Source organism: Sporosarcina sp. So3-204, from assembly GCF_058068165.1.
Genome location: NZ_CM176485.1, coordinates 983,004 through 997,763 on the forward strand (window position 1 = coordinate 983,004; position 14,760 = coordinate 997,763).

Here is a 14,760-nt window from a genome sequence, read left to right on the forward strand (position 1 = left end):
AGGAATGACAGGTGGATATTTTATTTACTTCGGTTAAGGAGCTTGTTGCACTTGCGGAATCGCAAAATAAGCCGATATCTGAAATTATGATTGAACAAGAAATGCTTGTTACTAAAAGGTCTAGAGAAGATATAATAGCGCAGATGGATGCGAATCTGACAGTTATGGAAGCGGCAGTTGAAAAAGGGTTGGATGGTGTACATTCAGCATCAGGTTTAACTGGTGGCGATGCAGTTCTCATTAAAAAGTATATGGAATCCGGAAAAAGTTTATGCGGTGACCTCGTAATGGATGCTGTCAGTAAAGCTGTAGCTACAAACGAAGTGAATGCTGCTATGGGAACGATTTGTGCGACACCAACAGCTGGTGCAGCTGGAATTGTACCTGGTACTTTATTTGCAGTTAAAAATAGATTAAATCCAACTCGCCAAGAAATGTTGAATTATTTATTTACTTCAGGCGCATTTGGCTTTGTTGTTGCTAATAATGCATCTATTTCAGGAGCAGCAGGTGGGTGTCAGGCTGAAACGGGTTCGGCTGGTTCGATGGCGGCTGCAGCGATTGTAGAGATGGCTGGGGGAACACCACAGCAAAGTGCTGAAGCTTTCTCAATCGTTATGAAAAATATGCTGGGGCTTGTGTGTGACCCGGTTGCCGGACTTGTAGAAGTTCCTTGTGTTAAACGTAATGCTATGGGCGCTGCCAAGGCACTTGTAGGTGCAGACATGGCACTCGCTGGTGTAGTAAGTCGAATTCCTACTGATGAAGTGATAGAAGCTATGCACAAAATTGGCAAGTCTATGCCGTCTGCTTTACGGGAAACTGCAAAAGGTGGTCTAGCAGCAACGCCGACTGGAAAAGCGTTAGAAGCGAAAATATTTGGTAAGGCCGCAAATAGTGAAAACGTCACTATATGATTCGGTAACTACTGTAAAAGGGATTGGGAAGATGGCCGGGCAGCAGCTTGAAACGCTCGGCATCATCTCTATCCATGAACTTCTAATGACGTTCCCGTATCGTCATGAAGATTTCACATTAAAGGATTTATCGGAAACACCTCATAACGAACGTGTGACGATTGAAGGTAGAGTTGAGAGTGAACCTACAGTTCAATTTTTAGGGAAGAATAGATCACGTCTTCAAGTCCGTCTTCTTGCCGGTAGGCATCTAGTGAAGGCGGTTTTTTTTAATCAACATTATTTAAAAGATAAAATCATACAAGGAACGACTGTAACTGTCACTGGGAAATGGGACCGCGGTAGACAGTCAATTAGTGTGAGTCATTTTAATGCGAATTCAAAGGATGGTCAAGCAGATTTTGAACCTGTTTATAGTTTGAAAGGTATCATACATCAAAAAACTTTTCGACGTTTTATGAGAAATGCACTTGACCATGTAACGGGTCAACATACGGAATCCCTACCTCAACATATTCGCACAGCATATAAACTACCTACAATTGAACAAGCACTAGAGATGATTCACTTCCCGCAAAGTCCAGCAGATGTTAAACATGCACGAAGGAGATTTGTATACGAAGAGTTATTAATGTTTCAATTAAAAATGCAAGGAATGAAAAAGTTACGAAAAGACACTGAAAAAGGACTAATCATTGACTATGATCTTGCAAAAATAAAAGCGTTTATCTCTTTACTTCCGTTTGAATTAACGAAAGCTCAAAAACGTGTAGTCAACGAATTATGTGCGGAGTTGAAAAGTGAAATTCGAATGAATAGACTCCTTCAAGGGGATGTTGGTTCAGGGAAAACGGTTGTAGCTGCAGTGGCACTATATGCTGCGGTGACAGCTGGATTTCAAGGTGCCTTGATGGCTCCAACAGAAATACTAGCTGAACAGCATGCTGATACACTCCAAGATTGGTTTGAACCACTGGGTGTTTCAATAGCATTTCTTTCGGGATCAACGAAAGCGAAGGCGAGAGAAAACTTGCTTGGTAGATTAGCTGTTGGTGAAGTAGACATACTTATTGGAACGCATGCGCTAATTCAACCGGATGTGGTTTTTCAAAATTTAGGCTTAGTGATTACAGATGAACAGCATAGATTTGGTGTTGAGCAAAGACGTGTTCTTCGTGATAAAGGCGTAAATCCTAATGTTCTTTTTATGACGGCAACACCTATTCCACGTACACTCGCAATTACAGTATTTGGTGAAATGGATGTGTCGGTGTTAGATGAACTTCCAGCAGGGCGGAAAGAAATTGAAACGCATTGGCTTAAAGAAGAAGCGCTTTATTCGGTTTTGCAAAAGATGGAAAAGGAATTAAAGGCAGGGTGTCAAGCTTATGTTATTTGTCCTTTAATAGAAGAATCCGATAAGTTAGACGTTCAAAATGCGGTAGATGTCTATAATCAGCTTTCTGTACATTTCAAGGAACGTTTCTCGGTAGGGTTAATGCATGGTAGACTTCATTCGGATGAAAAAGAAGCAACGATGCAGGCGTTTAGTGAGGGCAAGGTAGACGTCCTTGTATCTACGACGGTCGTTGAGGTAGGGGTGAATGTTCCGAACGCTACTTTCATGTTAATTTATGATGCAGGTCGCTTTGGGTTATCTCAGCTACATCAGTTAAGAGGTCGGGTAGGTAGAGGGAAAGAGCAGTCCTATTGTGTGCTTATAGCTGACCCTAAGACCGAAGAAGGTAAAGAACGCATGCAGTCAATGACTGAGACGAACGATGGATTTATATTAGCAGAAAAAGATTTAGAATTAAGAGGCGCAGGTGACTTTTTCGGTAAAAAGCAAAGTGGGATGCCCGAGTTTAAAGTGGCAGATCTTGTTCATGATTACCGTGCGTTGGATACAGCGAGGAAAGATGCAGAAACATTTCTAGCTTCAACATTGTTTTGGGAGGATTCAGAGTACGCGGTTTTAAGGAGCCTACTTGAACAATCTGGAGCGCTTGGTAATAGCAGAATCGATTGAGTAGATGGTGCTAAATTGTTCTTTAAGACTTTAAACAAGTTAGGACCTTGTATAGTTAGTCTTGTTTAAAGATGTTTTCTTACTTGCATTCTTTTTATAGTTTTTATATACTGCTATTAGTACCAAGTGCTAATCTGGAAGGTGAATCAATTGCGGAAACCTAAAAAGGAAAGGCAACGCTTGCTTATGGAGTTGCTTGATCATAACCCATTTCTTACAGATGATGATCTGTCTGAACAATACCAAGTCAGTGTGCAGACAATTAGACTTGATAGACTGGAATGTGGCATTCCCGAATTACGTGAACGGTTAAAAAAAGTGGCCTCACAAACGATGTCGAGTAAAGTGAAATCACTCGATTCTGATGAAGTAATAGGCGACATTATTGATATTAAATTAGATGAAAGTGCGTTATCTATTTTTGATGTGACGAATGACCATGTCTTTCATAGAAACGAGATTGCACGTGGGCATCATCTTTTTGCCCAAGCGAATTCTTTAGCTGTAGCAGTTCTTGATGATGATCTTGCATTGACGGCAAAATCATCAATTAACTTTTTAAAACCCGTTAAAAAGGGCGATCGTGTTGTTGCGCGAGCGACAGTGCTAAAGGATAGCATTACGAAAAAAAGAACGCTTGTTGAAGTCGTGTCGACTGTAGCAGATGAAATCGTGTTTACAGGTAAGTTTTATATGTACCGGACGACAGATAAGAAGCAGGAGGAATTTTAATGATTATAGCTTTGGACGGAATGGGCGGGGATCATGCACCTGGTGAAATTATTGCTGGTGCAATTGAAAGTCTTACGGCATTTGATAATATACATATACATATTTATGGTGATGAAGAAAAAATGGCACCATTTATGAAAGACCATAATCGCTTAAAAGTCATTCATTGTTCGGAAGTCGTTGAAGCAGATGACGATCCTGTTCGTGCAATTCGTAGAAAAAAAGATTCTTCGATGGTGCGGATGGCAGAAGCAGTAAAAAACGGTGAAGCAGATGCTTGTGTTTCCGCTGGGAATACGGGCGCACTAATGTCAGTTGGTTTATTTGTTGTTGGTAGAATTGATGGAATTGAACGACCTGCACTTGCACCAACACTTCCGACAGTAGATGGGCAAGGTTTCGTCATGCTAGATGTCGGTGCCAATGCCAATGCTAAACCTTCTCATCTTGGACAGTACGCTATTATGGGAAGTATTTATGCAGAGAAAGTTCGAGGTATTTCAAATCCGCGAATTGGTTTATTAAATATTGGAACTGAAGAGGGAAAAGGAAATGACTTAACGAAAGCTGCATATGATATTCTTAAAGAAGCGCCGATTAATTTCATCGGAAATATCGAAGCACGTGATTTGTTAATGGGTGTGGCAGATGTTGTTGTTACAGATGGTTTCACAGGAAATATGGTACTGAAGACTATTGAGGGAACGGCGACAGGATTTTTTACAATGTTGAAAGAAGTATATGGTTCATCTATTAAAACTAAAATCTCTGCGTCGCTTATTAAAGATGATTTACGTGGATTGAAAAAGAAAATGGATTACTCGGAATATGGTGGTGCCGGGTTATTTGGGCTTAATTCACCTGTCATAAAAGCGCATGGTTCATCTAGATCTAATGCGATTTACAATGCTGTGCGACAAGCACGAACTATGGTTTCATATGATGTATGTGGAACAATTCGTAATACGATTGGAAAGGGGCTAGTGGAATGAAAAAAATTGCATTTGTTTTTCCGGGCCAAGGTTCTCAGAAGGTCGGAATGGGACAGGAACTTGTCGAATCAAATGAAGCAAGTATGAATTTTTTTAAAGAAGCTGATCAAGTTCTTGGATATCCATTGAGTAAGCTGTTATTAGAGGGACCACAAGAAGAATTGACTGTAACTTATAACGCGCAACCAGCGTTACTAACTGTTGGCGCTTTAATTGCTGCAAGGTTGAATGACGCTGGCATAACTGCAGATTATACAGCGGGACATAGTTTGGGTGAATACACAGCACTCGTAGCATCAAATGTGCTTTCTTTTGAAGATGCCGTTTCAGTAGTGCATAACCGTGGCCTATATATGAATGAAGCAGTTCCCGCAGGTGTGGGATCCATGGCTGCAATTCTTGGACTTGACAGTGAGCAAGTGAAAAAAGTGACTGATGCAATTACTTTGAACGGTAATGCAGTGCAGCCAGCGAATTTAAACTGTCCAGGACAAATTGTTATATCAGGAACTAAAATGGGTGTTGAGCAAGCGTGTGTTGAATTAAAAGAAGTAGGCGCAAGAAGAGCTATTCTGTTGGATGTTAGCGGACCTTTCCATTCATCCTTAATGAAACCAGCAGCAGAAAAACTTCGCAGTTCATTAGATGAGTTAACGATACATAATGCTTCGATTCCGGTCATTGCAAATGTCAATGCTGCTGTTATAGAGAATGGTGAACAAATAAAAGACTTGCTTGTTGAACAGTTGTACTCTCCGGTATTATGGGAGGACTCGGTACGCTTAATGATTGACCTTGGTGTGACACATTTTATTGAATGTGGGCCAGGTAAAGTATTAAGTGGGTTAATAAAAAAAATAGACAAGACAGTTACTGTACAAGCAGTGTATGATGAAAAGACATTACAAGAAGTAATTGAAGCTTCGAAGGAGTGGACTTGATGGGTAGGTTTGATGGGAAAGTAGCAATCGTAACTGGAGCATCACGTGGTATTGGTCGTGAAATTGCGCTAAATCTTGCACAAGAAGGTGCTCGTGTTGCAGTTAACTACAGTGGTAGTAAAGAAAAAGCTGATGATGTAGTTGCTTTAATTACTGAAACAGGTGGGGAAGCTTTTGCAATTCAAGCAGATGTTTCTAATGCTGATAGTGTAAAATTAATGATCGACAAAACAATGGAAACTTTTGGCTCGATAGATATACTAGTAAATAATGCAGGCATTACGAGAGATAATTTACTCATGCGTATGAAAGAGGACGAATGGGACGATGTACTAGATATTAACTTAAAAGGTGTGTTCCTTTGTACTAAGGCCGTGACGCGTCAAATGATGAGGCAGCGTGCTGGTAAAATAGTGAATGTCGCATCGATTGTCGGTGTTTCGGGTAATCCAGGGCAGGCGAATTATGTCGCTGCTAAGGCTGGTGTGATTGGTTTAACAAAGACGGTAGCAAAAGAGTTAGCTTCAAGAAATATAAATGTGAATGCTGTGGCACCGGGTTTTATCACGACGGAGATGACAGATACGTTAAGCGAAGAATTGAAAACTCAGTTGCTTGTTAATATTCCGCTAGGGAAAATGGGAACTGCAGAAAATGTCGCTAAAACAGTATTGTTCCTTCTTTCGGATGATGCCGTTTATATTACAGGGCAGACAATTCACGTTGATGGTGGAATGGTGATGTAATGGAAGGCGTTAACACTACGCTTGGGACCACACGACGTGGGACATGCGGGACGAATTGAACTGTATTCGTTCTTGTTTCGACAGGACGTCGCGCACTTAGACTGCGTTCCAAATCATTGAGAGGAGGTGACAAATTTGTCAACAGTAACAGAACGTGTAACTAAAGTAGTCGTCGAACGCTTAGGCGTCGATGAAAGTGAAATTAAATTGGAAGCTTCTTTCCGTGATGATCTAGGTGCAGACTCTTTGGATGTAGTAGAGCTTGTAATGGAATTAGAAGACGAATTCGATATGGAAATATCTGATGAGGACGCTGAAAAAATCGGTACCGTCGGTGACGTAGTAACTTATATCGAAGCGAAAGTAAATTAATTTAGCGAATTTGTACATTGAGCGAAATATATAATATTTCGTGCCAATTTGTGGAATTAAACTTAGTTCCTCATATGCATTCCATCTGGGACGCTTTCATCCTTTTTATTTGAAAGGAATGGGGCGTCCCTTTTCGGTTTTCACCAGTTCATAATAGTGGTAAAATATAGACATAATGCAAGGAAAGGCAGAATCAAACTTATGACAAGAAAAAGTAATGAAAAAAAGAATACTACATTGCTTCCTTTGGCAGTGCGAAACAACTTTAAAGAATTACAGCTTAGGCTAAACGTGGAATTTAATAATCATTTATTGTTATACAATGCATTTACTCATTCATCATATGTGAATGAGCATCGGAGAAAGAATTTTACGGATAATGAACGACTTGAATTTCTAGGAGATGCAGTTCTTGAACTTGGTGTTTCTCAATTCCTATATTCCGCAGAACCTAATATGACGGAAGGGGAGTTGACGAAATTACGTGCAGCAATCGTTTGCGAACCCGCACTTGTAAACTTTGCCACTGAGCTAGAATTTGGCAATTATGTACTTCTTGGTAAAGGAGAAGAACAAACGGGTGGTCGGATGCGCCCAGCTCTTCTAGCGGATGTATTTGAGGCTTTTATAGGTGCGTTGTATATTGACCAGGGAATGGATTCAGTTAATGTATTTCTTGAAACAATCGTTTTTCCGAAAGTTAGCGTCGGTGCTTTTTCTCATGTGATGGATTATAAGAGTCGATTACAAGAAATTGTTCAACAGGGAAATAGTGGACAACTACAGTATGAAGTAGTTGAAGAAAAGGGTCCAGCTCATGCGAAAACGTTTATTACGGTTGTTAGACTTGATAAAGAAGCGTTAGGAACAGGTGCAGGGAAATCAAAGAAAGAAGCGGAACAAGAAGCTGCCCGTCATGCTATTGGAGAACTTAAAAGACAGCAGGCTGAAGGGAAGATTTAAGTAATGTTTCTAAAAAGACTTGAGATTATTGGATTCAAATCTTTTGCTGAAAGGATTTGTGTCGATTTTGTACCCGGTGTGACTGCAATTGTTGGTCCTAATGGTAGCGGTAAAAGTAATATTACAGATGCGATTCGATGGGTTCTTGGAGAACAGTCTGCTAAATCGCTGCGCGGATCTAAAATGGAAGATGTTATTTTTGCAGGAAGTGATTCTAGAAAACCGCTTAATTTCGCTGAAGTTACGCTTGTTTTAGATAATAGTAAAGGTCTTTTCCCACTTGATTATACAGATATTAGCGTGAGTCGACGTGTGTTTCGTTCTGGAGAAAGTGTGTATTTACTAAACGGGCTTCAGTGTCGGTTAAAAGATATTACGGATGTGTTTATGGATTCTGGACTTGGAAAAGAAGCATTTTCAATTATTTCACAAGGCCGTGTGGATGAAATATTGAATAGTCGTCCTGAAGATCGACGAAGTATTTTCGATGAAGCTGCTGGAGTATTAAAGTATCGTACTAGAAAAAGAAAAGCTGAACATAAACTTTATGAAACATCAGATAATCTAGATCGTGTACTAGACATTTTAAAAGAACTTGAAACGAGAATTGAACCACTTAAAATACATGCTGAAGCTGCTGAAAAGTATACTAAGTGTGCAGAAGAAATGCGGAAAATTGATGTTACCCTGTTAAATTATGACGCGAAAACTTTTGGGCTTGAAATGAAAGAAATGCTAAAAGAAGCAGATACATTAAAGAATAAAGAACAACAGTTAATTGAGTCTACAGAAGTTGCTGATAATGAAACTTCTCAAATAAAAAATAAATTGACAACTGTTGAAACGGATTTAGAAGTATTACAAAAAAGATTGGTAGACATAAGTACGGAAACCGAAAAGTGGGAAGGTAGACGTCTTTTATCAGCGGAAAAAGAGCGTAATACTGGACGTCAGATTGAAAGAATACAATCAGAATTAACAAGTGCGGAAAAAGGGAAGATAGTACTGGATTTAAAGCTTAAAGAAGCACAAGGTAAATTAGAAACGACACAAAAGGATTACGAAATAGTATCAGGAAAAGTAAACAGTATATCACAAATTTTAAAACGTTCTGTAAAAGAGACTGAAAATGAAATTGAAGAGTTAAAATCGACTTATATTGATAAACTGAATGAGGAAGCAACCCTTCGAAATGAATTAAAACATATTGAGGAGAGGCTTGTTGGTGAGAAATCTTCCTCTGAAAGAATTATCGAACAAACAGCAATACTAACCGAACGTTTAAAAAAGTTAACTTCTGAAAAGAATTTGAAGCAACAGTCATTAGTAAAACTCAATCAAACATTTAAAGAAACGCAATCTGACTTTAATCAGAATACGAAAAACTTAAGTGAACACGAAGAAAAGTTGCGAATAAAACAAGAACTTTTACAAAAAGCTTATAACCGTCAACATGAGATGCAAGGTAGAATGCGAGCTCTCCAAAGTATGGAAGCCGACTTCTCAGGATTCTTTTCAGGTGTAAAAGAAGTACTTGTCGCTAAAAAGTCTGGAAAGTTAACTGGTATTAATGGTGCCGTTGCCGAACTAATTTCAGTAGATAATACTTATATTAAAGCTGTTGAAACAGCACTTGGAGGAGCGATGCAACACGTCGTCACTTCAACCGAAGCAGAAGCAAGAAAAGCAATTGGTTTTTTGAAAGCGAAAAATGCGGGTCGTGCAACATTTCTTCCTTTAGATGTGATGCGTTCTAGAAAAATCCAGCAATCCGCGTTAAAATCAATTGAGCAACATCCGCATTTTATCGGAACAGCAGATCAATTGGTTAAAACAACAGCTACATATAAAATTATTACAGAGCATCTTCTCGGTAATGTAATTGTTGCATCTTCACTACAGGGTGCATCTGAAATCTCAAAATCATTAAATTATAGATATCGTATTGTAACGACAGATGGAGATATTGTGAATGCTGGCGGTTCGCTAACCGGTGGCGGTGTAACAAGTAGGGCATCTGTTTTCACACGTAAAGCAGAACTAGAAACGTTACAAAGCCAACTTGTACAAATGTCTTCTTCAATTGAAACAGCTACAACTACGGTAGGTAACACGAAAATGGATGTTGCAAGACTAATGGAAAATGCGCATAAATTACGTAAATTAACAGAAACAATACAATTGGAAATTGCTGCTATGGAATCCGGAATACGTGAAACTGAAATTGCACTTCATTCATCTGAAATAGAAGCAGCGTCAATTGAGGTTGGGCGTCGTGGTGCAGAAGTGACTGGATCTGAGCTTTATAATAAAAAGTTAGAACTTGAAAAAAATCATATAGCTATAAAAAGTTTATTGGATAAGCTAAAAAATGATGTTGAATTACTTGAGCGTTTTGCAATAGATTGGCGCAATGAAGAGGCCGCACATATAACCAAATTAACCGGTTTACGTGAACGAGCAGCTGTTCTTCGTGAACAAACAGTCTATCAAAAATCGACTATTGGCGAGTTGGAAATATCCGTGAATGCTGCTAAGGATAAAATTAAAGAACTCAGTGAAGAAATTCAATTCTTTACGGGAGACGGCGGAGTTGAAGAGCTAACTGCTAGAGAAATCGAAGCGAAGATTGAAACATCTATTTTAAATAGAAATGAAATTGAAATTGCTATTAGATCTTCCAAGGAAACAAGATTAAATCTTTCTTCAGATATTGTGGAAAAAGAAATGTTACTGAAGAAGACGCGTTCCCATAGAGACGAAGTAAGCGCGCAATATAATAAAGTAACAGTTAGTTTATCTCGGTTGGAAGTTAACTATGAAGCGATTATTCAAAGGTTGTACAATGAATACGGTTTAAATCCAGATGCTGATTTACCTATGGATGTTGATGAATTACTGCTTCGAGAAAAATTTGTGAAACTGAAATTAAATCTCGAGGAAATTGGTCCAGTGAATCCAAATGCAATCACAGAATTTAAAGATGTATCTGAGAGATTTACATTTTTATCAGAACAACGTAATGACCTCATAGAGGCTAAAAAGACATTACAAGATGCTATGTCTGAAATGGATGTAGAAATGACTGTCCGTTTTTCGACTACTTTTAATGCGGTGCAAAACCGTTTTAGGGATGTTTTTAAGGAAATGTTCGGCGGTGGCGATGCGGACTTAGTTCTGACTAATCCCGAAAACTTACTTGAAACGGGTGTCGATATTGTTGCACGTCCTCCAGGGAAAAAGTTGCAAAATCTCAGCTTGTTATCTGGTGGAGAGCGAGCGTTGACTGCAATCTCATTGCTATTTTCAATTATAGAGGTAAGACCAGTACCGTTCTGTATTCTGGACGAAGTCGAAGCGGCACTCGACGAGACAAATGTCGCGCGTTACAGTAGGTATTTAAAAAAGTTCTCTGAGAAAACGCAGTTTATTGTTATCACACATCGGAAAGGCACGATGGAGGGCGCAGATGTATTATATGGTATCACGATGCAAGAATCTGGTGTATCTAAACTTATTTCTGTTAAGATTTCAGAGGTGCCTGGAGAAGCTATAAGTTAAAATTATCTAAGTAAATTAAGTAATATGACTGCTAGAGATTAGAAGAAAAGGAGAGATAAGACTTGTCTTTTTTTAAGAAAATAAAGGAAAAGATTACGGGTACAAATGAATCGGTAACTGATAAATTTAAAGAAGGTTTATCTAAAACGCGAAATCAGTTCACGTCAAAAGTGAATGATCTAGTCGCACGTTTTAGAGTTGTAGATGAGGAGTTTTTTGAGGAACTTGAGGATCTTCTATTACAAGCGGATGTTGGTTTTGATACAGTAATGAAATTGATTGAAGAACTTAAGCTTGAAGTGCAAAGGAAAAATATTAAAGATACTTCTGGCATCCAGTCTGTAATCTCTGAAAAACTCGTCGAAATCTATCAAGGTGGCGAGACAGAAAATAGCGGCTTAAACATTCAAGAAGACGGCCTAACTGTAATATTAATGGTAGGTGTTAATGGTGTCGGGAAGACGACTACAATTGGTAAATTAGCTGCTCGTTTAAAGACAGAAGGAAAAACAGTTATGTTGGCAGCTGGTGATACTTTCAGGGCCGGTGCAATAAATCAGCTAATCGTATGGGGGGAGAGAACAGGTGTCGAAGTGATTCGACAATCTGAAGGTTCTGATCCAGCTGCGGTAATGTACGACGCGATTCGAGCTGCAAAAAGTCGTAACGTTGATGTTCTAATTTGTGATACAGCAGGGAGATTGCAAAATAAAGTTAACCTGATGAATGAACTTGAAAAAGTACATCGCGTAATAAGTAAAGAAGTAGAAGGTGCTCCGCATGAAGTACTTCTTGCTTTGGATGCGACAACCGGTCAAAATGCGCTCGTTCAAGCAGAGACATTTAAAGCTGCAACAAACGTAACAGGAATAGTCCTTACGAAACTAGACGGAACTGCAAAAGGTGGCATCGTTCTGGCGATTCGTAGTAAACTAAATATTCCTGTGAAATTCGTTGGTTTAGGCGAAGGGATAGATGACTTGCAACCATTTGATGATGAGAAATATGTCTATGGTTTATTCGCTGATGGGCTTGAACAAGAATTAGAATCTGAATCATTTGAAACAGACAAGTAAAATTGCTTGACAGTCTAGCATTATCCTATTAGGATTATAAATGTATAATAAAATTGAGGTGGCAAGTAGAAAATGGCGCTTGAAAAAACGACCCGTATTAACTTCCTCTTCGATTTTTACCAGTCTCTTTTAACTGATAAACAAAGAACTTATATGAACTTGTATTATTTGGAGGACTTATCTCTTGGTGAAATAGCAGAGGAATTCAGTATTTCACGTCAAGCTGTCTATGATAACGTGCGCAGGACAGAATCAATGCTAGAAGATTATGAATTAAAATTGAATTTGTTTTCCAAATTTCAACAACGCATGGAAATTATTGAGAACATGGAAGTAATCATAGCGAATTCAACTGACCAATCGGAAGTGTTGAGAGAACTGTTGGTCGCATTAAAAGATCAAGAGTAGGGGGGACGTACATGGCATTTGAGGGATTAGCTGAGCGGCTCCAAGGTACGCTTCAGAAAATTAAAGGCAAAGGTAAGGTTAACGAGGCAGACGTCAAAGATATGATGCGTGAAGTACGTTTTGCACTAATTGAAGCCGATGTTAACTTGAAAGTTGTTCGTGAATTCGTGAAAACGGTTAGCGAACAAGCGATAGGTTCAGACGTTATGAAGAGCTTAACACCTGGCCAACAAGTTGTGAAAATTGTTAAAGATGAACTCACAAATTTGATGGGCGGCGAACAAGAGCCAATAAAATTCGCGAGGAATTCACCAACGGTTATCATGATGGTTGGGTTGCAAGGTGCTGGTAAGACAACGACGACCGGAAAACTTGCATCTTTATTACGTAAAAAGCATAATAAAAAACCTTTACTTGTCGCAGCAGACGTTTACCGACCTGCTGCAATCGAACAACTTCAAACACTTGGTAAGCAATTATCTGTACCTGTTTTTTCACAGGGAACGGATATATCACCAGTGGAAATTGTTAGGCTGGCATTAGATGAAGCGAAATCTGAACATCATGATGTAGTAATCATTGATACAGCTGGTCGTTTACATATCGACGAAAAACTCATGCAGGAATTGGCAGATATTCATGAATTGTCATCTCCTGATGAAGTCTTCTTAGTTGTCGATGCAATGACAGGACAGGACGCTGTCAACGTAGCTCAAAACTTCAACGACACCGTAGGTATATCTGGTGTTATTTTAACAAAGCTAGACGGTGATACGCGAGGCGGAGCAGCATTGTCAATTCGTTCTGTAACAGGGAAACCTGTGAAGTTTATAGGTGTCGGGGAACGAATGGATGCACTTGAACCATTCCATCCTGAACGTATGGCATCTAGAATTCTTGGTATGGGTGACGTCATGTCACTCATTGAAAAAGCACAAGATAATGTTGATGAAGAGAAAGCGAGAGAGCTTGAAGAAAAATTCCGCACTCAAACCTTTACACTTGATGACTTCTTGGAACAGTTGCAACAAGTGAAAAAGATGGGTCCGCTTGACGAATTATTGAAAATGATGCCAGGCGCAGGGAAAATTAAAGGGCTTGAAAATGCTCAAGTCGACGAAGGTCAAATGGATCGAGTGGAAGCAGTTATTCGTTCTATGACGCCCACAGAGCGAACTAAACCTGAAGTGATTAACGCGAATCGTCGCCGCAGGATTGCAAAAGGTTCAGGAACATCCATTCAAGATGTCAACAGATTACTAAAACAATTTGAAGATATGAAGAAGATGGTTAAGCAAATGACGAACATGCAACAAAAGGGAAAAAAGAAAATGAAAATGCCTGGTTTGGACTCGTTTTTTAATTGAAAAGGCAGTCAGAGAAAAGAATTTCAAGGTGTTAAGAAAAAAACCTTTACAAACAACAAAAAGCTTGATAACATACTAACTTGTGTGAAACTATTCGGAGGTGCAATTAAAAATGTCAGTTAAAATTCGTCTTAAGCGTATGGGAGCAAAGAGATCTCCTTTCTATCGTATTGTTGTAGCGGACTCACGTTCACCACGTGACGGTCGTCAAATCGAAACGGTTGGAACTTACAACCCACTTACTAAGCCGGTGGAACTAAAAATTAATGAAGAATCAGTACTTAAATGGCTTCAAAATGGTGCTAAACCATCAGATACAGTTCGTAACCTGCTTTCTGACCAAGGCATTATGGAGAAATACCATAACGCAAAACTCGGTAAATAATCAGGAGGGGTGTCCATGAAGCAGCTGATTGAGACAATTGTTAAACCGTTAGTCGATCGTCCTGATAATGTCCATGTTGAAATGGAAGAAAAGAACAATCGAGTCACGTATAAACTTTCTGTGCATGCCGAGGATATGGGCAAAGTAATTGGAAAGCAAGGACGTGTAGCGAAAGCGATACGTACTATTGTTTACTCAGCAGCAGGAAGTCACCACGGTAAAAGAGTTTTTATCGAAATAATTGATTGATATTGGAAAGGAAGGAGCTTAG

14 protein-coding genes are annotated in these 14,760 nt (G+C 39.2%); all 14 read left to right on the top strand.

Translation table 11 applies throughout. The features are described from left to right. Positions 1-11 precede the first annotated feature (11 nt). The 14 genes from sdaAA (at position 12) to AC3RV6_RS04770 (ending at position 14,738) form a co-directional block, all read left to right on the top strand. Positions 12-917, top strand: a complete 906-nt coding sequence (gene sdaAA, locus AC3RV6_RS04705; protein WP_489748302.1) for an L-serine ammonia-lyase, iron-sulfur-dependent, subunit alpha — start codon at positions 12-14, stop codon at positions 915-917. Further along, complete coding sequence (gene recG / locus AC3RV6_RS04710) at positions 898-2,946, top strand: ATP-dependent DNA helicase RecG (protein ID WP_489748303.1); 2,049 nt, start codon at positions 898-900, stop codon at positions 2,944-2,946. The genes sdaAA and recG overlap by 20 nt, the downstream gene beginning before the upstream one ends. 150 nt (positions 2,947-3,096) lie before the next feature. After that, positions 3,097-3,678, top strand: a complete 582-nt coding sequence (gene fapR, locus AC3RV6_RS04715) for a transcription factor FapR (protein ID WP_489748304.1) — start codon at positions 3,097-3,099, stop codon at positions 3,676-3,678. Continuing rightward, entirely contained in the window at positions 3,678-4,670 is a 993-nt protein-coding gene (plsX, locus tag AC3RV6_RS04720) for a phosphate acyltransferase PlsX (RefSeq protein WP_489748305.1), read from the top strand. The genes fapR and plsX overlap by 1 nt, the downstream gene beginning before the upstream one ends. Beyond that, complete coding sequence (fabD, locus tag AC3RV6_RS04725) at positions 4,667-5,611, top strand: ACP S-malonyltransferase (protein ID WP_489748306.1); 945 nt, start codon at positions 4,667-4,669, stop codon at positions 5,609-5,611. Before plsX ends, fabD begins: the two co-directional genes overlap by 4 nt. After that, the gene (gene fabG, locus AC3RV6_RS04730) at positions 5,611-6,357 is read left to right on the top strand and encodes a 3-oxoacyl-[acyl-carrier-protein] reductase (RefSeq protein WP_489748307.1); all 747 of its coding nucleotides are present in this window, start codon (positions 5,611-5,613) and stop codon (positions 6,355-6,357) included. The genes fabD and fabG overlap by 1 nt, the downstream gene beginning before the upstream one ends. 135 nt (positions 6,358-6,492) lie before the next feature. Next, positions 6,493-6,729: an acyl carrier protein gene (acpP, locus tag AC3RV6_RS04735; RefSeq protein WP_489748308.1), complete on the top strand. Its 237-nt coding sequence runs from the start codon at positions 6,493-6,495 to the stop codon at positions 6,727-6,729. A 201-nt stretch (positions 6,730-6,930) separates the two neighbouring features. Further along, positions 6,931-7,692: a ribonuclease III gene (rnc, locus tag AC3RV6_RS04740; protein WP_489748309.1), complete on the top strand. Its 762-nt coding sequence runs from the start codon at positions 6,931-6,933 to the stop codon at positions 7,690-7,692. A gap of 3 nt (positions 7,693-7,695) precedes the next feature. Then, entirely contained in the window at positions 7,696-11,253 is a 3,558-nt protein-coding gene (smc, locus tag AC3RV6_RS04745; protein WP_489748310.1) for a chromosome segregation protein SMC, read from the top strand. Positions 11,254-11,315: 62 nt separating this feature from the next. Then, positions 11,316-12,329 (top strand): signal recognition particle-docking protein FtsY, encoded by a 1,014-nt coding sequence (ftsY, locus tag AC3RV6_RS04750; protein WP_489748311.1) that lies wholly within the window; start codon positions 11,316-11,318, stop codon positions 12,327-12,329. Between the two features lie 72 nt (positions 12,330-12,401). Next, positions 12,402-12,737: a putative DNA-binding protein gene (locus tag AC3RV6_RS04755; RefSeq protein ID WP_489748312.1), complete on the top strand. Its 336-nt coding sequence runs from the start codon at positions 12,402-12,404 to the stop codon at positions 12,735-12,737. An 11-nt stretch (positions 12,738-12,748) separates the two neighbouring features. Beyond that, a complete protein-coding gene (gene ffh, locus AC3RV6_RS04760) occupies positions 12,749-14,104 on the top strand; it encodes a signal recognition particle protein (protein WP_489748313.1) in 1,356 nt (451 codons plus the stop codon). Between the two features lie 112 nt (positions 14,105-14,216). Continuing rightward, complete coding sequence (gene rpsP / locus AC3RV6_RS04765; protein WP_489748314.1) at positions 14,217-14,489, top strand: 30S ribosomal protein S16; 273 nt, start codon at positions 14,217-14,219, stop codon at positions 14,487-14,489. Between the two features lie 15 nt (positions 14,490-14,504). Beyond that, positions 14,505-14,738, top strand: a complete 234-nt coding sequence (locus AC3RV6_RS04770; protein WP_489748315.1) for a KH domain-containing protein — start codon at positions 14,505-14,507, stop codon at positions 14,736-14,738. Positions 14,739-14,760: the final 22 nt, after the last annotated feature.

Bases quoted from the DNA above. Each gene is read 5' to 3' on its own strand.
- plsX (WP_489748305.1), top strand. From the start codon at position 3,678: ATGATTATAGCTTTGGACGGAATGGGCGGGGATCATGCACCTGGTGAA.
- fabD (WP_489748306.1), top strand. From the start codon at position 4,667: ATGAAAAAAATTGCATTTGTTTTTCCGGGCCAAGGTTCTCAGAAGGTC.
- fabG (WP_489748307.1), top strand. From the start codon at position 5,611: ATGGGTAGGTTTGATGGGAAAGTAGCAATCGTAACTGGAGCATCACGT.
- rnc (WP_489748309.1), top strand. From the start codon at position 6,931: ATGACAAGAAAAAGTAATGAAAAAAAGAATACTACATTGCTTCCTTTG.
- smc (WP_489748310.1), top strand. From the start codon at position 7,696: ATGTTTCTAAAAAGACTTGAGATTATTGGATTCAAATCTTTTGCTGAA.
- AC3RV6_RS04755 (WP_489748312.1), top strand. From the start codon at position 12,402: ATGGCGCTTGAAAAAACGACCCGTATTAACTTCCTCTTCGATTTTTAC.
- ffh (WP_489748313.1), top strand. From the start codon at position 12,749: ATGGCATTTGAGGGATTAGCTGAGCGGCTCCAAGGTACGCTTCAGAAA.
- rpsP (WP_489748314.1), top strand. From the start codon at position 14,217: ATGTCAGTTAAAATTCGTCTTAAGCGTATGGGAGCAAAGAGATCTCCT.
- AC3RV6_RS04770 (WP_489748315.1), top strand. From the start codon at position 14,505: ATGAAGCAGCTGATTGAGACAATTGTTAAACCGTTAGTCGATCGTCCT.